16 protein-coding genes are annotated in these 20,392 nt (G+C 52.7%); 12 read left to right on the forward strand and 4 right to left on the reverse strand.

What is annotated here, in order from left to right:
* The first annotated feature begins 153 nt into the window (after positions 1–153).
* The 3 genes from secA to ACN0TS_RS06770 all read left to right on the forward strand — a co-directional run bounded on the left by secA (position 154) and on the right by ACN0TS_RS06770 (position 5,541).
* Positions 154–2,844 carry a preprotein translocase subunit SecA gene (gene secA, locus ACN0TS_RS06760; RefSeq protein ID WP_417258574.1) on the forward strand — a complete coding sequence of 897 codons (2,691 nt, stop codon included), beginning with the start codon at positions 154–156 and terminating at the stop codon, positions 2,842–2,844.
* 128 nt (positions 2,845–2,972) lie between these two features.
* Entirely contained in the window at positions 2,973–3,950 is a 978-nt protein-coding gene (locus ACN0TS_RS06765; protein WP_417258575.1) for a hypothetical protein, read from the forward strand.
* 34 nt (positions 3,951–3,984) lie between these two features.
* A complete protein-coding gene (locus ACN0TS_RS06770; RefSeq protein ID WP_417258576.1) occupies positions 3,985–5,541 on the forward strand; it encodes a phosphate ABC transporter substrate-binding/OmpA family protein in 1,557 nt (518 codons plus the stop codon).
* Positions 5,542–5,556: 15 nt separating this feature from the next.
* On the opposite strand, the gene radC is transcribed toward ACN0TS_RS06770, so the two are convergent.
* The 3 genes from radC to dnaK form a co-directional block, all read right to left on the reverse strand.
* The gene (radC, locus tag ACN0TS_RS06775; RefSeq protein WP_417258741.1) at positions 5,557–6,315 is read right to left on the reverse strand and encodes a RadC family protein; all 759 of its coding nucleotides are present in this window, start codon (positions 6,313–6,315) and stop codon (positions 5,557–5,559) included.
* A gap of 134 nt (positions 6,316–6,449) precedes the next feature.
* On the reverse strand, positions 6,450–7,604 hold the full coding sequence (dnaJ, locus tag ACN0TS_RS06780; protein WP_417258577.1) for a molecular chaperone DnaJ: 1,155 nt from the start codon (positions 7,602–7,604) through the stop codon (positions 6,450–6,452).
* Between the two features lie 70 nt (positions 7,605–7,674).
* The gene (gene dnaK / locus ACN0TS_RS06785) at positions 7,675–9,594 is read right to left on the reverse strand and encodes a molecular chaperone DnaK (protein WP_417258578.1); all 1,920 of its coding nucleotides are present in this window, start codon (positions 9,592–9,594) and stop codon (positions 7,675–7,677) included.
* A gap of 203 nt (positions 9,595–9,797) precedes the next feature.
* Between dnaK and ACN0TS_RS06790 the strand changes: the two genes are divergently transcribed.
* Entirely contained in the window at positions 9,798–10,418 is a 621-nt protein-coding gene (locus ACN0TS_RS06790; RefSeq protein ID WP_417258579.1) for an alpha-ketoglutarate-dependent dioxygenase AlkB family protein, read from the forward strand.
* Between the two features lies 1 nt (position 10,419).
* On the opposite strand, the gene ACN0TS_RS06795 is transcribed toward ACN0TS_RS06790, so the two are convergent.
* Positions 10,420–11,241 (reverse strand): ABC transporter permease, encoded by an 822-nt coding sequence (locus tag ACN0TS_RS06795; protein ID WP_417258580.1) that lies wholly within the window; start codon positions 11,239–11,241, stop codon positions 10,420–10,422.
* A gap of 145 nt (positions 11,242–11,386) precedes the next feature.
* Here ACN0TS_RS06795 and cysQ point away from each other — a divergent pair, with 145 nt between their 5' ends.
* The 8 genes from cysQ (at position 11,387) to ACN0TS_RS06835 (ending at position 20,387) form a co-directional block, all read left to right on the forward strand.
* On the forward strand, positions 11,387–12,187 hold the full coding sequence (cysQ, locus tag ACN0TS_RS06800; RefSeq protein ID WP_417258581.1) for a 3'(2'),5'-bisphosphate nucleotidase CysQ: 801 nt from the start codon (positions 11,387–11,389) through the stop codon (positions 12,185–12,187).
* Complete coding sequence (kdsB, locus tag ACN0TS_RS06805; RefSeq protein WP_417258582.1) at positions 12,184–12,984, forward strand: 3-deoxy-manno-octulosonate cytidylyltransferase; 801 nt, start codon at positions 12,184–12,186, stop codon at positions 12,982–12,984. Before cysQ ends, kdsB begins: the two co-directional genes overlap by 4 nt.
* A gap of 185 nt (positions 12,985–13,169) precedes the next feature.
* Positions 13,170–14,066 (forward strand): UTP--glucose-1-phosphate uridylyltransferase, encoded by an 897-nt coding sequence (locus tag ACN0TS_RS06810; RefSeq protein WP_417258583.1) that lies wholly within the window; start codon positions 13,170–13,172, stop codon positions 14,064–14,066.
* Between the two features lie 9 nt (positions 14,067–14,075).
* A complete protein-coding gene (gene galE / locus ACN0TS_RS06815; RefSeq protein WP_417258584.1) occupies positions 14,076–15,062 on the forward strand; it encodes a UDP-glucose 4-epimerase GalE in 987 nt (328 codons plus the stop codon).
* 119 nt (positions 15,063–15,181) lie between these two features.
* Positions 15,182–16,117 (forward strand): glycosyltransferase family 2 protein, encoded by a 936-nt coding sequence (locus ACN0TS_RS06820; RefSeq protein ID WP_417258585.1) that lies wholly within the window; start codon positions 15,182–15,184, stop codon positions 16,115–16,117.
* 154 nt (positions 16,118–16,271) lie between these two features.
* Positions 16,272–17,258 carry a glycosyltransferase family 2 protein gene (locus ACN0TS_RS06825; protein WP_417258586.1) on the forward strand — a complete coding sequence of 329 codons (987 nt, stop codon included), beginning with the start codon at positions 16,272–16,274 and terminating at the stop codon, positions 17,256–17,258.
* A complete protein-coding gene (locus ACN0TS_RS06830) occupies positions 17,255–18,952 on the forward strand; it encodes a beta-1,6-N-acetylglucosaminyltransferase (protein ID WP_417258587.1) in 1,698 nt (565 codons plus the stop codon). Before ACN0TS_RS06825 ends, ACN0TS_RS06830 begins: the two co-directional genes overlap by 4 nt.
* 7 nt (positions 18,953–18,959) lie before the next feature.
* The gene (locus tag ACN0TS_RS06835) at positions 18,960–20,387 is read left to right on the forward strand and encodes a sulfotransferase family 2 domain-containing protein (RefSeq protein WP_417258588.1); all 1,428 of its coding nucleotides are present in this window, start codon (positions 18,960–18,962) and stop codon (positions 20,385–20,387) included.
* Positions 20,388–20,392 lie beyond the last annotated feature (5 nt).

The raw sequence follows: 20,392 nt of genomic DNA on the forward strand, positions 1-20,392 counted from the left end.
AACGGGGCGCAACGTTGACACTACACTAATGGCCCCTTACATCGCTTAAGGTCTATAAAGAGGAGCCGTTGCGACCGTTTCTATGGGGTGATGAGCAGCGGGGCAATCCCTCCTCTCACACGATCCTGTTAGGACGCATCGAGCGGAGAAAATATGCTAGGCATTGGTACACTCGCGAAAAAGGTATTCGGTACGCCGAATGACCGTAAAATCAAGGCGACCCGACCTATCGTTGAAAAAATCAACGCTCTGGAGCCAGAGTTTGAAAAACTTGACGATGCAGGCCTGATTGCAAAAACAGAAGAATTTAAAAAGCGTGTCGCGGAGGGCGAAAGCCTAGACGCGATATTGCCGGAGGCCTTCGCCAACTGTCGCGAAGCCGCGCGGCGGGCGCTTGGCCTTCGGGCATTTGATACCCAGCTGATGGGCGGTATTTTCCTTCATCAGGGAAATATTGCCGAGATGAAAACGGGTGAGGGCAAAACGCTTGTTGCGACTTTCCCGTCCTATCTCAATGCGCTTACGGGAAAAGGGGTTCACGTTGTCACGGTGAACGATTACCTCGCCACCCGCGATGCGGAATGGATGTCTAAAGTGTTTGAAGCACTGGGCATGACCTGTGCGTCTATTTATGGTCAACAGCCCGAAGATGAAAAGCGGGCGGCCTATGCGTGTGACGTGACTTATGCCACGAACAACGAGCTTGGCTTTGATTATTTGCGCGACAATAGCGCAACGGATTTGTCACGCGTTGTGCAGCGCGGTCACAACTTCGCGATTGTGGATGAGGTGGATTCCATCCTGATCGACGAGGCTCGTACGCCACTGATCATTTCTGGGCCATCCGATGATCGCTCTGATCTTTATCTGGCGATCGACAAGCTGATTCCCGAACTGACGGAAGAGCATTACGAGTTGGACGAAAAGACCCGTCAGGTGTCGTTTACGGAAGAGGGGAATGAATTCCTTGAGCAGCGTTTGGTCACGGCGGGCCTTCTGCCTGAGGGTCAGTCGCTTTATGATCCGGAAAGCACCACTGTCGTTCACCACGTGAACCAAGGTCTGCGGGCTCATAAGTTGTTCCAGAACGGTGTGCATTACATCGTGCGTGATAATCAGGTTGCTTTGATTGACGAATTCACGGGGCGGATGATGGCAGGTCGCCGTTTGTCCGAAGGGCTCCATCAGGCGATTGAAGCTAAGGAAGGCTGCCCCATTCAGCCTGAAAACGTCACGCTCGCATCTGTGACCTTCCAGAACTACTTCCGTCTTTACGACAAATTGTCTGGCATGACGGGCACGGCGCTGACTGAAGCGGACGAGTTTATGGAGATTTACAAATTGGGTGTGGTTGAAGTCCCAACCAACCGCCCGATTCTGCGTAAAGATGATCATGACCGTGTCTATCGCACCGAGGCTGAAAAGCTCGCCGCTGTTGTGGAGTCTGTTCGTGAGGCGAATGCAAAGGGTCAGCCTGTTCTTGTTGGCACTACCTCGATTGAGAAATCCGAAGAGCTCTCCGCGCTTCTGACCAAAGAGGGTGTGCCGCACAACGTGCTCAATGCACGCCATCACGAGAAAGAAGCGGAAATTGTCGGTGATGCCGGTAAATTGGGTGCGGTTACGATTGCAACGAACATGGCCGGTCGTGGGACCGATATCAAACTCGGCGGCAACGTCGAGATGAAGGTCATGGAGGCTATTGAAGCCAATCCGGACGGAAATCCGGATGAAATTCGCGCTCAAATCGAAGCTGAACATGCAGAGGCAGAAAAGGCTGTTATCGAGGCTGGTGGCCTGTATGTCTTGGCCACGGAACGTCATGAGAGCCGTCGTATCGACAACCAGTTGCGCGGCCGTTCTGGCCGTCAGGGCGATCCGGGCCGTTCATTGTTCTTCTTGTCGCTGGACGATGACCTCATGCGTATTTTCGGATCCGAGCGTCTTGACAAAATGTTGTCGTCGCTTGGCATGAAAGAGGGCGAAGCGATCGTCCACCCTTGGGTGAACAAGTCACTCGAAAAAGCACAAGCGAAGGTCGAAGGCCGTAACTTCGACATCCGTAAGCAGCTTTTGAAGTTTGACGACGTGATGAACGATCAGCGTAAAGTGGTCTTCTCACAGCGCCGCGATATCATGGAATCTGAGAACGTCAACGAGATCGTCTCAGATATGCGCCACGAAGTGATCGACGATTTGGTTGAGGCCGCTATTCCGCCGAAATCCTATCCAGACCAGTGGGACATTGAAAAGCTTTACGTTTCCGTTCTTGAAACTCTGAACATGGATGTTCCAGTGAAGGAATGGGCTGAAGAAGAGGGTGTGGATGACGAGGTTATTATCGAACGTCTGTCCGATGCGACTGACAAGATGATGGCCGAAAAGGAAGCGGCCTTTGGCGCCGAGCAATTCCGTCAGATCGAAAAGCAGTTTTTGCTCAATACCATTGATGCGAAATGGCGAGAGCATCTTTTGACGCTCGAACATTTGCGTTCTGTGATCGGGTTCAGAGGCTATGCGCAACGTGATCCTTTGAATGAATACAAGAACGAGAGCTTCCAGCTTTTCGAGACAATGCTTGATAGTCTGCGCGGTGAAGTGACGACAAAACTCGCACGTGTGCGTCCGATGACAGATGAGGAACGCAACGCGATGGTGGCTCAACTTCAGGCGCAACAAGCGGCCGCAGCAGGTCAGGCTGTGGGTGAGGTGGAGCAAACTAACGCGAACGCTCGCCCTGGATTTGATGAGAATGATCCCGAGACTTGGGGAAACCCGGGGCGCAATGACATGTGCCCATGTGGTTCGGGTAAGAAGTTTAAACACTGCCACGGCGCCGTTTGATACACGTCGAAGATTGAATTGAATGAGGGCCGCGTTAATCGCGGCCCTTTTTTCGCCATTTATTACCCGCGAAAATGCCACCTTATAAAATTAGCTTAAATTTTTATGAAGTTCTTGCGGAGGGTAAGATGATTCAAAAAGATAAAGTCGCCACCGTCGTTATTACGTTGTCGATTGCTCTGGCTATAGGTCATTTTATGCAGCGCGGCTCCGCAGCGGCGGCCCGTATTGAGCCTGAGAAGGTAGACGCGCATGAGATCGAGCGGGCTCTGAGTTCCGCACTTCCAATTGCGCCGCAAGTGGTAGCAGATGTGTCGTCATTGGCGCTTGAGAACCAATCCGTGCCACTTGTATATGCGGCGGCAAATTCCACTCTTTTAGATCGTGTTTTGACCCTCTCCGATGCGCCAACTGTGGGTTTTTCGTTGGCATGTGACGTTGCATTTGAAGCGACACCACAAGAGAACGCTATGGTCCGACTGAGTTTTTCTGCGAATTGTTTGGGTGAAGCTCCAGTGACGGTTCACCACAATGGTCTTCACTTTACACAGTTTACAGATGAAGACGGGACGTTTGACATAGCTGTTCCTGCCTTGTCAAAATCCGCAGACTATACGGTTGAATTGCCTGATGGAGATACGCAAACGGCAAGAGCCGATGTGTTCACCGCCGACGGGTTTGCGCGGATCGCAATCGTTTGGAATGGTTCACCTGACCTCTATCTGCACGCCTTTGAAAATGGCGCTGCATTTGATGATCCGGGGCATATTTGGGCGTTGGCTCCATCCTCTCTTGAACGGTTTTCATCGGGCGAGAGTGGATTTCTAGCAAGCTATGGAAGTAGCAATGCACAGGCGACGCATGCACAGGTCTACTCACACGCTGTGGATTGGACCGGACAAGGCGACGATGTGGAGTTCATGGTCGAGGTTGAGGTCAGTGATGCGTCCTGTGGTCAGGCGCTAACGGGTGCTCTCATCCAAAGTGACGGTCTGACTGTTTCCGAACCTGTGGGATTTTCGGTGCAGTTGCCAGATTGTGATGCGGTCGGCGGGTATATCCAGTTGAAAAACGTTGTCGAAGGCCTGACACTCTCACAAAGCTGACCGGCAGGTTGGAGCATTTGTGGGGCGTGGCTCTATGTTCGGTAAATTCTATTCTGCACTTTGTGCGGTTTTCCTGATCCTGTTTTCGGGAGTCCTTTCAGCGAGCGCACAGGATATATCTCTGATCGCGCGAGACGGGGCAGTTGAAATCAACGGGACGTTCTTGGGGTTTGACGGCGAGTTTTACCGCGTCGACACCGAGTTTGGCGTTCTGACTGTTGACGCCTCGGGTGTGAATTGTGATGGCCCCGGATGTCCTGACCTATCATCATACTTCGCGAACATTAGGTTTTCGGGCGATCCATGGGCTGTGGACGGGTTATTGTCCGCATTGGTCCAGTCCTTTGCAGCGCGCAGTAATTACGCAACGAAAATCGAGCCTCTGGATAATGGACAGCGGGTGACGATGCTGGCGGGTGACACGGTTATGGCCGAGTTTGATCTTCTCTATACGTCGGATGGCGAAGGTTTTGCGGATCTTGCTTCAGAGAACACAGACATTGTTGTGGCGTTGCGCGAGGCCACAGATGCGGAAGTCGGCTTTGCCATTGATGCGGGTGTCGGTGATTTGCGCGACCCAATACGGGCACGGGTGTTGGCGCTTGATGCGCTTGCCCCATTGGTGTCGCGCTCCAATCCCTTGGATTCCATTTCTCTATCGGATTTGAGGTCCATTCTGACGGGTAAGGTGGACAACTGGTCCGACATTCACGGAAATGATGCGCCGATAGCCGTGCATGTTCGCGGGAGTGATTTTGAATCGGAACATGGTGGGTTTGAACTGCTTCCGAAACGTTCCGAGTTTTCAAATGATGTTGTGATTCATGAGGATGTTACGAGTGTAGTTGCCGCTGTAGAGGCAGACCCATATGCGATTGGACTGGGGTTCGTTTCGGCTGGCGGGGCGGTGAAAACGCTCGGGCTAACAGGTGCTTGTGGGTTCTTCGCGACTGTCGCGCCTGTGGATATCAAGACCGAGGATTACCCGCTAACCCTGCCTGTCTTTCTGTATACGCCTGCACGTCGGCTGCCTGCGGTGGCGCGGGAGTTCATAGATTTTGCAACTTCACCCGCGGCTCAGGTCATTGTAGCGCGGACACAGTTTGTGGATCAATCCGTTGAAGAGTTATCTTTCCGTGATCAAGGGCGTCGGTTTGCCAACGGGATTGCAAGCGCGGGCGAGGAAGTTTCGCTTGAGGATTTGCAAGCCGTAACAACCCACCTTCAAGGAGCAAATCGTCTGACCCTTGGTTTCCGGTTTGAGGGAGGGTCGACGCGTTTGGATGCGCAATCCCGTTCAAATACGCGGTTGTTGGCGCGGTTATTGGAAGCGGGTGTGTATGACGGGAAAACGCTCATTTTTGCGGGGTTTTCTGATGGGCGCGGAGGCGCCGGGCCGAACGCCAGCCTGTCCAAGAGGCGTGCCGATTCGGTGCGCCGTGCTGTTCTCGAAGGGATGGGGGATGAGTTCGACGACTCCCGTGTAAGCCTTACGACGATTGGTGCGGGCGAGGCCATGCCATTGGCCTGTGATGATCTGGCGTGGGGACGGGGTCTAAACCGTCGTGTCGAGGTTTGGGTCCGCGACTAACGCCGTATTGGGCCTCTAGAGATAGCCCGCAGAGCGGAAACTGAGTTCCGTAGATTTTCCTACGATTAAATGATCGTGCAGTTTGATGTCCATCGTTTCTGCGGCATCGCGGATCTGATTGGTCATAGTGATATCGGCATCGGATGGGGTGGGATCACCTGAGGGATGATTGTGGACCAAAATGAGCGCAGAGGCATTGACTTCGAGCGCTCGCTTGACCACTTCGCGGGGATAGACTGGTACGTGATCGACGGTGCCGCGTGCTAGGGCTTCGTCTGCAAGCAGACGGTTCTTGCGGTCGAGGTAAAGCACGTGGAATTGTTCGATCTCGCTATGGGCCAACATGGTATGACAGTAATCAACAACGGCATCCCAACTTGAAATGACGGGTTGTTCCATGACTCGCGCCCGCGCCAAACGGTGTGCGCTTGCCTCGATGAGTTTTAGGTCTTGGGCAATTTCCATATCCATTCCGTCTACTTTGAGTAGGCGCGCAACAGGTGCGGATATGACGCTGTTGTAATCCCCGAAGGTGAGCAACAACCGTTCGACCAAGGGCGACACATCCGCGCGAGGTAGTGCGCGACTGATAATCAGTTCGAGAAGGTCGGAATCCTGCAACGCAACCGCGCCCGCCAAGGCAAAGCGATCTCGGAGATCCCGTTTGTGATTGCGCAAAAAGCTAGGAAGGCGCGTGGGCATCTGAACCGGACGGGCATCGTCGAGATCAAAAAGCCATTGTGGCATTTCGCGGAATTCGGGTGCGTTTGATATTTTGGACATGGCGCATATTTGGCCATGATTCGCTAAATTTTGAGTTAATTGCGAATTAGAGTGGTAACGGCTTTGAATCTCCGTCCACCCTGTTTGAAGACAAACGGGGCACCAAAGCGCCCCGTTTCAAATGTCTAGTGGGTCATCCCGTCCCAGAAGCTCTTCACTTTCTTGAAGAATGAGGAGCTTTCGGGACTGTTATCTTCGCCGAGTTTGTCGAACTCGCGCAGGAGTTCCTTTTGCTTGGCCGACAGGTTCACAGGCGTCTCTACCCCAAGTTCGATGAACATGTCGCCTTGGCCTGCGCCGCGCAGCATCGGCATCCCTTTGCCGCGCAAACGCATCTGGCGACCAGATTGGCTGCCCGCAGGGATTTTGACACGGCTTCGACCACCGTCAATGGATGGCACTTCGATGTCGCCCCCTAATGCCGCAGTTGCCATTGATACGGGGACAGCGCAGTGAAGGTGCATTCCGTCGCGTTCAAAGATCGGGTGCGGTTGGACTTCGATGAAAATGTAAAGATCACCGGTTGGACCGCCGCGCAGACCTGCTTCGCCCTCTCCAGAGAGACGAATGCGCGTGCCTGTTTCAACACCCGCAGGGATATTGACGGACAGGGAACGCTCTTTTTCAACACGGCCCGAACCGTGACAATCCTTGCAAGGATCTTTGATCGTTTGACCCATGCCGCCACAGGCAGGACAGGTGCGTTCGACGGTAAAGAAGCCTTGCTGTGCCCGCACTTTCCCCATGCCCGAGCACGAGGGACAGGTTTGAGGCTCAGCGCCGTTCGCAGCGCCCGTCCCAGAGCAGGTATTGCAGCTGACGGAGGTCGGGACGCTGATGGTCTTCTGAGTGCCTGTGTAGGCGTCCTCAAGGGACACACGCATGTTGTAGCGCAGGTCGGACCCGCGTTGTGCGCGAGATCGTCCGCCGCCGCGTTGTTGGTCACCCATAAAGTCGCCAAAGAGATCGTCGAACACATCGGAGAAGGCGGATGAAAAGTCGCCTTGTCCGTGGCCGCCGAAACCACCACGTCCGCCGCCACCCATGCCGCCTTGTTCGAAGGCCGCATGACCGAACCGATCATAGGCGGCTTTCTTTTCGGGGTCTTTGAGTATGTCGTAGGCCTCGTTGGCCTCTTTAAACTTTGCTTCAGCCTCGGGATTGTCGGCGTTGCGGTCAGGGTGAAATTCCATTGCCTTTTTGCGATAGGCTCTTTTCACTTCACTTGCATCCGCGCCTTTGCTGACGCCGAGGACTTCATAATAGTCGCGTTTTGCCATGGACTAATCCTCCTGGAACGCGATGGTCGGCCCGCATGGAGCGGACCGACCGATCGGACCCAATCAACGTTTATGAACGCTTGTTGTCGTCCAAGTCTTCGAAGTCAGCGTCAACGATATCGTCGTCAACACCTGCAGGACCATCGTCGCTCATGTCGGCATCAGCGTCACCGCTGGATTCCTGATCGGCTTTGTAGATGGCTTCGCCGAGTTTCATTGCGGCTTCGGTCACGTTCTGAATGCCAGAACGGATTTTACCCGCATCTTCGGTTTCGAGTTGGTCCTTGAGAGCCGAGATAGCAAGCTCGATAGCCTCGATGGTGGTTGGATCAACCTTGTCACCATGCTCTTCCATCGACTTCTCAGTCGAGTGGATCAGGCTTTCCGCTTGGTTCTTGGCTTCGACAAGTTCCTTGCGCTCTTTGTCGGCCTCGGCGTTGGCTTCGGCGTCTTTCACCATTTGCTCGATGTCCGCGTCGGACAGACCGCCAGAGGCTTGGATCGTAATCCGTTGCTCTTTGCCGGTGCCTTTGTCCTTGGCGCCAACTTCGACGATGCCGTCGGCGTTGATGTCAAAGGTCACTTCGATCTGAGGCATGCCGCGTGGTGCTGGTGGGATACCTTCGAGGTTGAACTGGCCGAGCATCTTGTTGTCCGCAGCCATTTCACGCTCACCTTGGAAGACGCGCAGGGTCACGGCCGACTGGTTGTCTTCGGCGGTCGAGAAGACCTGAGACTTTTTCGTCGGGATCGTGGTGTTGCGGTCGATCAAGCGTGTGAAGACGCCGCCGAGGGTTTCGATGCCGAGGGACAATGGTGTCACGTCGAGCAAGAGAACGTCTTTGACGTCGCCCTGAAGAACGCCAGCCTGAATAGCTGCACCCATCGCCACAACTTCGTCAGGGTTCACGCCTTTGTGTGGCTCTTTACCAAAGAACTTTGTCACCTCTTCGATGACTTTTGGCATACGGGTCATACCACCTACAAGGACAACTTCGTCGATGTCGGATGTGGACAGACCTGCGTCTTTCAAAGCAGCCTGACATGGTTTGATCGAGTTCTTGATCAGATCATTGACGAGGCTTTCCAGCTTCGCACGGGTCAATTTGACCACGAGGTGAAGTGGCGTGCCTGTTGCAGGGTCCATCGAGATGAACGGCTGGTTGATTTCGGTTTGCGTCGAGGAAGACAGTTCGATCTTAGCTTTCTCGGCGGCTTCTTTAAGGCGTTGGAGAGCCATCTTGTCTTTCGACAGATCGACGCCATGCTCCTTTTTGAACGCGTCAGCGAGATAGTTGACGATGCGCATGTCGAAGTCTTCACCGCCGAGGAATGTGTCCCCGTTGGTGGCTTGAACTTCAAACACGCCGTCGCCCAGTTCGAGAATGGTGACGTCGAATGTCCCGCCGCCGAGGTCATAGACCGCGATGGTTTTGGTTTCTTCTTTGTCGAGACCATAGGCCAGCGCCGCAGCCGTAGGCTCGTTGATGATACGCAGCACTTCGAGGCCAGCGATCTTGCCGGCATCTTTTGTGGCCTGACGTTGGGCGTCGTTGAAGTAAGCAGGAACCGTGATAACGGCCTGAGTTACTTCTTCGCCAAGATAGGACTCAGCAGTCTCTTTCATTTTGCCGAGAATGAACGCGGAGATTTGGGAGGGCGAATATTTGTCGCCTTTCACTTCAACCCATGCGTCACCATTGCCGCCATCGACGATTGCGTAGGGCACAAGGTTTTTATCTTTTTCCACTTCGGCGTCGCCAATGCGGCGACCAATGAGGCGTTTAACTGCGAAAACAGTGTTCTCGGGGTTGGTGACGGCCTGACGTTTGGCGGCTTGGCCGACCAGACGTTCATTGTCTGTGAAACCCACGATGGACGGCGTTGTGCGCGCGCCCTCTGAATTCTCGATGACACGCGGCTGCGAACCATCCATGATGGCCACGCAGGAGTTGGTGGTCCCGAGGTCGATACCGATGACTTTAGCCATACTTTTAAGTCCTCTTCTTGGCGATGTTATGACGTTGGGCCCATTTCGGCGCCCGCGGTCAATCCCAGTGTTCAATGTTTAAGATCGATAATTGGTCGATCAATGCTTCGGAGCGTATATAGGCATGGGATTTGACCCCTGCAAGTTGCGCGGGGCTACTAAAAACGGGAAAAATGGAGTCATTGCAGAAGGATCGCAGTTAAATGGACGAGATTCAGGTCGGTTCCCCGTTCGATTTGCGGGGAATGCGGGTGTTTAAGGGGCTGCTTTCCCCGACATTTCAGTCGCGGATTGTCGAGGACTTACGCGGTGTCATCCGCGCCGCCCCATTGTTTTCGCCCGTAACGCCACAAGGCAAGCCGATGTCTGTGCGTATGACGTCAGCGGGACAATTGGGTTGGGTGTCTGACCGACAGGGGTATCGCTACAGCCAGACGCATCCGAACGGAGCGTTGTGGCCGAATATGCCTCCACGCGTTTTGGCGATATGGGATGCTGTGGCGGATACGGCGCGACAGCCAGAATGTTGCCTGATCAATTTCTATGACCAAGAAGCCAAAATGGGGATGCACCAAGATCGCGACGAGAATGATTTCTCTCAACCCGTTGTCTCGGTCTCGCTTGGGGATGATGCCTTGTTTCGGGTTGGCAATACCACACGTGGCGGGAAAACCGAGAGCATTTGGCTTCAATCGGGCGATGTGGTGGTGATGGGCGGGTCGGCACGGCTGCTGTATCACGGGGTTGATCGCGTGAAATATGGGTCATGCCGCCTCCTGCCAAAAGCAGGTCGGATCAATTTGACGATGCGGGTTGTGACTTGACCTACCGCCGTGCCGACCAACTGGCAGAGGCGCGTTTGCGGGTAAAGAACTCGGCCAGAAGACCAATGGTCAGAAACACCAACGAGAAAACGATAGGATAGATTGGTGAGCTGTAGTGCGGGTTGTAGTTCACAAATGTGTATCCACGCGCTTGGTCAATGGTGTGGAAAAGCGGGTTCCATTGGAAAAACGACAGCATGAAGCCTGGCATTGTATTGGCCAGAAACATTTTTCCCGAGGTGAACATATTTGCGCGCGTATAGAGCGTTTGAATGACTTTCACCAATTCCGGAGCCCAAGGTTTCGCGGCAAGTAGCACCGTTCCGATTGCTGCGCCTGAAAACCAAGCGAGCATGAACATTCCAAAGGCTCCGGGGAGATATTGAAATTCAACGCCCCCCCAACCGAGTTGGTAGACGGTTAAGACCACAACGACAGATAGAAACTGGATGTAGAGCGCACTGAGGGCTGCCGATGTGATGGAAATCGCAGTATTCATTGGCGCGTGTTGCATCATCGGTGATGTGGCGGTTTCGGCGCCAGAGACTTGGGAAAGTGTTTTGTTATGCGTCAAAAAGAGAAAAATCCCAGACATGATGAACAGGATGAAATCCCCCCGAACGACACTTCGACGCATGCCAAGGATACTCATCATAAAGGAAAAGACAGCGACGAGGATGATGACCTGAGAAATGTTGATGAGTAGACTCATCACGGGGCTACCATGAGATTTCCGCACATGTCTGACGGTGTTGTGGAAAATAAGCCGTAGGATATTCAGCGCCGCCGAAAAGCCGTTTTGCTGTGAAGAGTATTTAAACACGTTGTGCACCCTTGCGCTTGTGGCGGCTCATGGCTGACTTGCCGATTGACCTTTGGTGAAGCATAAGATGCAAAAGTTGTACAATCAATAAAGCGGTATCACGTGATCCCGTAACTTGGGGTGTTTGCCCCACAAGGAGTGACCATTGGACTACGAAAAACTTATCCCGTTGATGCGCAGCCTTGCCCTCGAAGCGGGCGACAAAATTATGGAGATTTATAACTCTGATGATTTTGAGGTAAAATCAAAGTCCGATGATAGCCCTGTGACGATTGCGGATGAGGCGGCAGATGCCATCATTTCTGCGGGCCTTCGCGCCGCTTTTCCCGATGTAACATTGATTACTGAAGAGCAGGCACAATCCCACACGCTTAAAGCCGACACCTTCCTTATTGTTGACCCGCTTGATGGGACCAAAGAGTTTATCAAGCGGCGCGGTGATTTCACGGTCAACATCGCCTACGTTGAAAAGGGCGTGCCGCAACGTGGTGTGGTCTATGCTCCCGCGAAGGATCGTTTGTTTATCACGGATGCAAGCGGTAAATCCTATGAGGAAGTTGGCCCGTTTGCGCGCGACGTTGCAGGCGTTCAGAACAAAATTTCAGTGAAGACGCCCAACAATGATGCGCTTCTCGTAGTGGCGTCAAAGTCGCATCGCGATCAAGCGACCGAAGATTACATCAACAAATACAATGTGGCTGATAGCAAATCCGCAGGATCATCGCTTAAATTCTGTCTTGTTGCCACAGGTGAAGCTGACATCTACCCTCGCGTCGGCCGCACCATGGAATGGGACACTGCGGCAGGCCATGCGGTGTTGCTTGGGGCTGGCGGTGATGTCGTGCGCTTCGATACACATGAGCCGCTCACCTACGGCAAGGAAGATTACGCCAATCCGTTCTTTATTGCCTATGCGCCAGGTGTTGATCTGAAGCCCGCATCATGAAGACGCTTCTCGTCATCCCGGCGCGTTACGCGTCAACGCGTTATCCCGGCAAGCCGCTTGTGGCGCTTGTCGGGCGGGGTGGCGTGAAGAAGTCCCTGATCCAACGTAGTTGGGAGGCTGCGACATCAGTGTGTGGAGTGGATCGCGTGGTCGTGGCCACAGATGACAAACGTATTCGCGAGACTGCCGAGGCCTTTGGCGCTGAGGTGATTATGACGTCATCGACCTGTGTAAATGGAACAGAGCGGTGTGCAGAGGCTCATGCTACGCTTGGGAATGCCTATGATGTTGTAATCAATTTCCAAGGCGACGCGCCTCTTACGCCCTCTTGGTTTGTTGAGGCGCTTATTGATGATATTGCGTCTGACGCAAGCGTTTCCATGACGACACCTGTATTGCAATGTGACGGGCGGGCGCTCAAAGGGCTTTTGGATGATCGAAAAGCGGGCCGGGTTGGTGGTACGACTGTTGTGTTCGACGCTGCGAAATATGCCCTTTATTTTTCAAAAGAAGTCGTGCCGCGGACGACGACAGAGTTTGCGGATAACGATCCGACGCCTGTCCATCATCATGTTGGTGTTTATGCCTACCGCTCCGAGGCGTTGCGGGACTATTTGTCATGGCCCGAGGGACCGTTGGAGCGTCTCGAGGGATTGGAGCAATTGCGGTTTCTCGAAAACGGTCACCGAATTAAATGCGTCAAAGTGCAGTCGCGAGGGCGTCAGTTTTGGGAGTTGAATAATCCGTCCGATATTGAACGGATTGAATCAATCCTGACGGAAAATGGAACAGAATAGCGAAGGTCTGTTTTAAAGCTGCGCCAATAATGGGCGGGTCGCTGTGTTTTCGACCGCAGTTGGTACTTTAACACACCCCAAATATTTTTGCCCCTATTGTTGGACCGATACTGACCTATAAGTGTTTCCGGTGTATTTGTGGTGGCGAACTTTTGTATGCGCCGTGATGTGGCGAAGGAGCAGTAATGAATCGTAAGGTAACAAAGGCCATTTTTCCTGTGGCTGGACTCGGAACCCGTTTTCTTCCCGCAACAAAAGCCGTTCCAAAGGAGATCATGACTCTCGTTGATCGGCCGCTGATTCAATACGCGATTGACGAAGCGCGTGCGGCAGGGATCAAAGAGTTCATTTTTGTAACCTCGCGCGGCAAGGGCGCCTTGGAAGACTACTTTGATCATGCCCCGTTTCTTGAGCAAGAGTTGCGTAAAAAGGGCAAAGACGACTTACTTGCAGCCCTCAAAAACACCAATATGGACAGCGGCGAAATCGCTTATATCCGCCAACATAAGGCCCTTGGACTAGGCCATGCTGTGTGGTGCGCGCGCCGTTTGTTGGGGCCGAAAGAGCCGTTTGCGGTTGTTCTTCCCGATGACGTGATCGCAGCAGAAAAACCATGTCTTCAGCAGATGGTTGAGGCCCATGAGGAACTCGGCGGGTCTATGGTTGCCGCGATGGAAGTCCCTCAAGAGAAAGCGTCATCCTATGGCGTTCTTGACTTTGAGGGAGAGCAGGGTGCGGCTGTTTCCGTGCGGGGCATGGTTGAAAAGCCGCCAGCTGGTGAAGAGCCTTCGAATCTCGCTGTCATTGGGCGGTACATTCTGTCTCCTGATGTTATGAAAAACCTGAATAAAAAGAAGACGGGTGCGGGCGGCGAAATTCAACTGACCGATGCGATTGCCGACGAAATTTCCGAAGGTCGCAACGTCTACGGCTATCGTTTCTCTGGGCAACGTTTTGATTGTGGGTCCAAAGCGGGCTTCTTGCAGGCGACTATTTCGTTTGGCCTTTCACGTCCTGATTTGCGAGAAGAGCTCCAAGATTTTCTTGATGATCTTTCGTTTGCCCGCTCGGCTGCACAGTAAAGAGAGCACATGACCCAAAATGTAATTGTAACGGGTGGTGCGGGCTATATCGGCTCGCATGCCTGTAAGGCGCTTCGCGATGCAGGGTTTACGCCTGTAACGGTTGACAACTTGTCGACAGGTTGGAGGGACGCAGTCAAGTTTGGTCCGTTCGAACATTGCGACCTTTTGGATCGTGCGGCGTTGGACGCTGTTTTTGAAAAGTATGCGCCCATTGCCGTTATGCATTTCGCTGCTTTCTCTCAGGTGGGAGAAAGCATGCAGGACCCTGCCAAGTATTGGCGCAATAACGTCATGGGGTCTTTGACGCTCATTGAGGCCGCGACAGCTGCGAAATGCGAGAACTTCGTGTTTTCGTCGACTTGTGCGACTTATGGCGATCAAGACAATGTGGTGTTGGATGAAAACAGCACTCAGCTTCCGATCAATTCCTATGGCGCGTCCAAGAAAGCGGTTGAGGATATTCTGGCCAACTTTGAACAAGCGTTCGGCCTCAATCACGTTATCTTCCGTTATTTCAATGTCGCGGGCGGTGATCCTGATGGCGAAATCGGGGAGTTCCATCAGCCGGAAACGCATTTGATCCCACTGATGCTCGACGCGATCGCGGGAAAGCGCGATGCGCTGACCATTTTCGGGACGGATTATGATACCCCTGATGGCACTTGTATTCGTGACTATGTTCACGTTTGCGATCTCGTTGATGCGCATGTGTTGGGTTTGAAATGGTTGCTTGATGGCAAAGGGAGCCGCGTGTTTAACCTTGGCACGGGTGACGGGTTTTCTGTGCGTGAGGTGATTGATCATTCGCGTGCCGTCACAAACCAAGAGGTGCCCTATGTCGAGGGCGAGCGCCGCGCAGGTGATTGCACCAAGCTCGTGTCGGGCTCTGAGCGAGCGGTGACAGAATTGGGGTGGAGGCCTAAGCGGTCAAACCTTGCTGAAATGATTGCGGACGCATGGAAATGGCACCAAACTGGCCACTACGAAAAGTGATCCGTTAGCGTCAGGCGGGAGATTGAAGGGCGTGTAAAATGAGGCAATTATTTCAAGCCTATTTATTACGACAATTGCGCCGCCATCTAATTTGGCGTTCATTTCGCTCCCGTCGCCATTTGACGTCTATTACCAATCGTACCGCTGATATTGCGCGTGATGCCATCCTTGGCATCATGGTCGTTCGCAACGAGACTCTGCGCCTTCCCTTTGTTCTCGACTACTATCGTGATCTTGGTGTGAGTCACTTCTTAATTGTCGATAATGATAGCGATGACGGAACCACGGCGTTTCTGGCGCAGCAGCGCGATGTATCGCTTTGGGTGACGCAGGCGAGTTATAAGGCGTCCCGTTTTGGGATGGATTGGGCCACGTGGCTTTTGATGCATTACGGAAAGGACAAATGGTGCCTGACCGTTGATGCCGACGAATTACTCGTCTACCCCGACATTAAGACCCGAAATCTGCGTGATTTGTGTCTGTTTTTGGACCAAAACCAAATTCCCGCGTTGGGCGCATTCATGTTGGATCTTTATCCGCAGGGGCCGATCAACTCCGTCAGCTATGAGGCAGGACAAGATCCGCGTGAGGTTTTGACGCATTTCGATCCCGGTCCTTACCATGCCCAACGTCAGAAACCGCGTGATAACCTGTGGCTTCAAGGGGGCGTGCGCGAGCGGGTCTTTTTTGCGGATAACCCCAATCAAGGTCCGACGTTGAATAAGTTGCCATTGGTAAAGTGGAATTGGCGCTACGCATATATCAATTCAACGCATTCATTACTGCCACCCAAATTGAATGCGTTGTATGATGGCCCCTCTGATCCACGTCTGACTGGCGTGTTGCTACATACAAAATTCCTGCCCTGTGCCATTGAGAAATCCGCAGAAGAAAAGACCCGAAAGCAGCACTTTAGAAACCCGAACGCGTTTCAAGAGTACTACGAGTCCATTGTCGAAGGGCCCGATCTGTTTGGTGATGTCTCGGTGAAATATGAAGGCCCGGCCCAGTTGGAATCTCTTGGCTTGATGTCTCGCGGGGCATGGGCTTCCTGAGTATTGGTCAAGTATTCGAAAACAATCGCTTAAATGTGCCCTAATTGTTTACCAATCCAAGGTAAAAGCGTAGATTGAAGAAAAAGCAGAAGCGGGTTTAAGCCTGTAGCTATTGGGAACATTTGGTCGCTTGAGCAGGTTTAGCAAATATCGCATGCGGTTGAGGCGCAAAAAGGTCTTGTTCAAAGCCTTGCGTGCGCGTCGTGAACTGACGTCTGTGGTCAATCGTACGGCTCAAATTCAGCCCGATGACACCCTTGTGGTCATGACGATCCGCAATGAGTATGTGCGTTTACCCTATTTCTTGCAGTACTATCGCGACCTTGGCATTTCGCATTTTCTAATTGTTGACAACGATAGCGATGACGGGTCGCGCGAGTATCTCGCTGCGCAGGAAGATGTTTCGTTGTGGCATACGGAGGCGAGCTATAAGCGCTCTGATTTTGGTGTGCGTTGGATGAATTGGATTTCTCGCACTTACTGCCATGGTCATTGGACATTGACGGTCGATGTGGATGAGTTTTTTGTCTACCCGTTTTGTGACACGCGCCCGATTCCTGCTTTGACAGACTGGTTGGATAATTCGGGTCTCAAAAGTTTTTCGGCGATGATGATTGATATGTATCCTAAGGGAAACATTGATGCTGTGCCGTATCAGGTGGGGCAAAATCCATTGGAGATTGCCGAGTGGTTCGATAGCGGAAACTATATGATTTCCACCAATCCAGAGTATTATAATCTGTGGATTCAGGGCGGACCGCGGGCGCGGCGTTTCTTTCAGGATGATCCCTATAATGCGCCATCCATGAACAAAATTCCCTTGGTAAAATGGGATAAGAAATACGCGTATATTCAATCCACACATATGCTTTTGCCGCGCGGGTTGAACCTTGTTTACGATACGGATGGTGGCGAAAAGGCGTCTGGTGCGTTGCTGCATGCAAAGTTTATCAGCACGCTTCGTGAAAAAACGGAAGAAGAGATGCAGCGGCAAGAGCATTACGCAAGTAGCCGCGAATATGAGGCCTACCAACGCAACCTCAAAGAGGACCCTGACCTGTGGTGCAATTGGTCAGAGAAATACATTAACTGGCGGCAACTCGAAATTCTCGGCCTGATGTCCAAGGGAAACTGGGCATGACGGTCGGGTTTGTCATGTTGGTTCATACGGCGCTGAATCGTGCCGAACAGGTGGCACGCCATTGGGCGGAGCAAGGCTGTCCTGTGGTGATCCATGTGGACAAACGTGTGGTTGCGTCTGCGTACCAACCGTTTGTGGAAAGTCTGTCTGACCTCGACAATGTTATGTTTTCGAAACGGCATGCTTGCGATTGGGGGACGTGGTCGCTGGTGGCGGCGTCTCAAGATGCTTCGGAGCTTATGCTGGACCGGTTCACGGAAGTGCAGCACGTCTACTTGACCTCGGGGTCATGCTTGCCATTGCGTCCTGTCGCGGATTTGAAGGCCTATCTTGCGGCACGTTCTACGACGAACTTCATAGAGAGCGTAACCACCGAGGATGTGCCTTGGACCGTCGGAGGGTTGGATTCTGAGCGGTTCACGCTTCGGTTCCCGTTTTCGTGGAAAAAGCACCGTCGCCTGTTTGATGGGTATGTACGGCTGCAACGCCGGCTCAAGTTTAAGCGGAAAGTGCCCAAAAACGTGGTTCCACACCTGGGATCGCAATGGTGGTGTCTTTCGCGAGAAACGTTGTCGAGCATTCTCAATGACCCAAATCGCCACATTTACGATACCTACTTCAAGCGTGTGTGGATTCCAGATGAGAGCTACTACCAGTCTCTGGTACGCCTCTATTCGACGGATATCGAAAGCCGCTCTTTGACGCTGTCCAAATTCGATTATCAGGGCAAGCCACATATCTTTTATGACGATCACCTGCAACTTTTGCGGCGCTCGGATTGTTTTGTGGCACGAAAGATTTGGCCAAGAGCTGATCGCATTTACGATACGTTTCTTAACACGACCCACAACCCGATGCAGGGTGCGGAGCCCAACCCAGGAAAGATTGACCGTATCTTTTCCAAGGCGGTTGATCGCCGCGTAAATGGACGTGAGGGTTTGTATATGCAAAGTCGCATGCCGCACGCGGGCAAAGAGCGGGGGAAAACCTGCGCGCCCTATTCGGTGTTCGAGGGATTTTCCGATCTGTTTGAAGGTTTCGACGACTGGCTGTCACGGTCTGTGGGGGCGCGTGTCCACGGCCATCTCTTTGCGCCCGAAGGGGCGCAGTTCGCAGGTGGACAGCATGTCTTTGCGGGCGCCCTTTCGGACAACCCGACATTACGTGATTATAATGCCTGTGGGTTCTTGACGTCACTCATCTGGAATACACGTGGCGAGCGGCAGAGCTTTAGTTTTGGACCTCGCGACAACCAGGAAATCAGTTGGCTCATTGCGATGGACCCCAACGCTCAGATTTCGGTGATTTCGGGGGCTTGGGCTGTGACCCTGTTCCGATCAAACATGGACTTTGCAAGCGTACGTGCCGAGGCGGCAAGACTACAGCGTATTGAAGCCGAGCATTTGGAAATTCTGAGATCCAAACACGTCAAAGCACGGATTCGCATTTGGACGATGGCGGATTTCATTGAGAGTCGTACAGAGTTGCTACAAACGATCATTGATGAGATCGGCCCGCGCAATTTACGCCGCCTCACAGAGACTCCGCGGTTGCGCGACTTGACGGGCTTCACACAATTCCTGCAAGACCTGAAGAATAAAGGCATGAGCCCGTATCTTGTCGGCGACTTCCCGATGACGTCGGAAAGCAACTTGCCGCAGCGCGAAAGCAAACGCCCCTATCTTATAAAGTGAGCCCGATATGGCCGAACGGTTTGACTATTTTGTAATTCTCGCAGAGATGCGCACAGGTTCGAATTTTCTCGAAGCAACTGTTAACTCATACCCTGGACTGAAATGTTGGGGTGAGGCTTATAATCCTGCGTTCGTCGGCAAGGCGAATGCAGACCAGTTGTGTGGCATCACAAAGGCGCAGCGAGAACAGCGTCCCGAAGCGTTGTTGGAGGCCATGATTGCACAGACCGACGGTTTGGCCGGTTTTCGCTTCTTTCATAACCACGATGCTCGGATGCTCGATCGGTTTATGAATGATCCGAGATGCGCAAAAATTGTTCTCACCCGCAACCCGCTTGAAAGCTATGTGTCCAAAAAGATTGCTGACGAGACGGGCCAATGGCGTCTGGGAGATTTGAAAGACGCAAAAACAGCAAAAATCACATTTGAAAAGCCGGAGTTCGAGAGGATGTTGGACGCCATCAAAGCGTTCCAAATCGAAATACAGCGACGGCTTCAGGTGTCCGGACAAACTGCGTTTTACATCAATTACGAAGATATCAAGGACATTGATGTGGTGAATGGTCTTGCGCGGTTCCTTGGAGTTGATGTCGAACGGAATGCCACCTCGCAAAAGACAAAGGTGCAAAACCCGTCACAACTCAAAGACAAGGTTAAAAACTACGATCAGATGGTCGCGGAACTCTCAGGGATTGATCATTTCAATCTCTCGAATACGCCCAACTTTGAGCCGCGTCGTGGGCCAACAGTTCCAAGCTATGTCGCAGCGGCACAGGCCCCCTTGCTCTATCTGCCTGTACGCTCTGGTCCAGAAGCGGCTGTGCGCGACTGGCTTGCGGCACTTGATGGTGTGGACGGGTCCGAATTGACGATTGGCTTTAACCAAAAGACGTTGCGTCAATGGAAGCGTCGCGCCAAAGAGCATCGCAGCTTTACGGTGATTTCCCATCCAGTTGTACGGCTTCATCGAGCGTTTTGCACACGTATCGTGTCCACAGGTGAGCATAGTTATGGTGAAATTCGTGACCTTTTGCGCACCACATATGATTTACCGCTCCCTGTTGGTGCGGTGGATGACGGGTATTCAAAAGAACAGCACAAAACAGCGTTTCTAAAATTTGTCGACTTCGTGAAGGGAAATTTGAACGCACAAACCTCTGTGCGTGTGGACCCTTCGTGGGCGTCCCAGTCGGAGATCATTCGGGGATTCTCGGAATTTTCCCTACCCGATATGATTGTGCGCGAGGAGACGTTGTCGCGTGATCTGGCCTGTTTGGCGGAGGCTGTTGGTATACAGGCTCCCCCATCATGCGGCGCACAGGATGGGGATCATCCGTTTGCGCTTGCTGAGATTTATGACGATGAGATCGAGCAGGCCGTGAAGCAGACCTACCAACGCGATTATATGATTTTCGGATTTCGCCCTTTGGCGTGAGAGTG

Origin of the sequence: Celeribacter sp. (assembly GCF_048266405.1) — a bacterium.
In the GTDB taxonomy this organism is placed as follows: domain Bacteria; phylum Pseudomonadota; class Alphaproteobacteria; order Rhodobacterales; family Rhodobacteraceae; genus Celeribacter.

Coding starts and splice junctions, on each gene's coding strand:
- secA (WP_417258574.1), top strand. CDS start 154: ATGCTAGGCATTGGTACACTCGCGAAAAAGGTATTCGGTACGCCGAAT.
- ACN0TS_RS06765 (WP_417258575.1), top strand. CDS start 2,973: ATGATTCAAAAAGATAAAGTCGCCACCGTCGTTATTACGTTGTCGATT.
- ACN0TS_RS06770 (WP_417258576.1), top strand. CDS start 3,985: ATGTTCGGTAAATTCTATTCTGCACTTTGTGCGGTTTTCCTGATCCTG.
- dnaJ (WP_417258577.1), bottom strand. CDS start 7,604: ATGGCAAAACGCGACTATTATGAAGTCCTCGGCGTCAGCAAAGGCGCG.
- dnaK (WP_417258578.1), bottom strand. CDS start 9,594: ATGGCTAAAGTCATCGGTATCGACCTCGGGACCACCAACTCCTGCGTG.
- ACN0TS_RS06790 (WP_417258579.1), top strand. CDS start 9,798: ATGGACGAGATTCAGGTCGGTTCCCCGTTCGATTTGCGGGGAATGCGG.
- kdsB (WP_417258582.1), top strand. CDS start 12,184: ATGAAGACGCTTCTCGTCATCCCGGCGCGTTACGCGTCAACGCGTTAT.
- ACN0TS_RS06810 (WP_417258583.1), top strand. CDS start 13,170: ATGAATCGTAAGGTAACAAAGGCCATTTTTCCTGTGGCTGGACTCGGA.
- galE (WP_417258584.1), top strand. CDS start 14,076: ATGACCCAAAATGTAATTGTAACGGGTGGTGCGGGCTATATCGGCTCG.
- ACN0TS_RS06825 (WP_417258586.1), top strand. CDS start 16,272: ATGCGGTTGAGGCGCAAAAAGGTCTTGTTCAAAGCCTTGCGTGCGCGT.
- ACN0TS_RS06830 (WP_417258587.1), top strand. CDS start 17,255: ATGACGGTCGGGTTTGTCATGTTGGTTCATACGGCGCTGAATCGTGCC.
- ACN0TS_RS06835 (WP_417258588.1), top strand. CDS start 18,960: ATGGCCGAACGGTTTGACTATTTTGTAATTCTCGCAGAGATGCGCACA.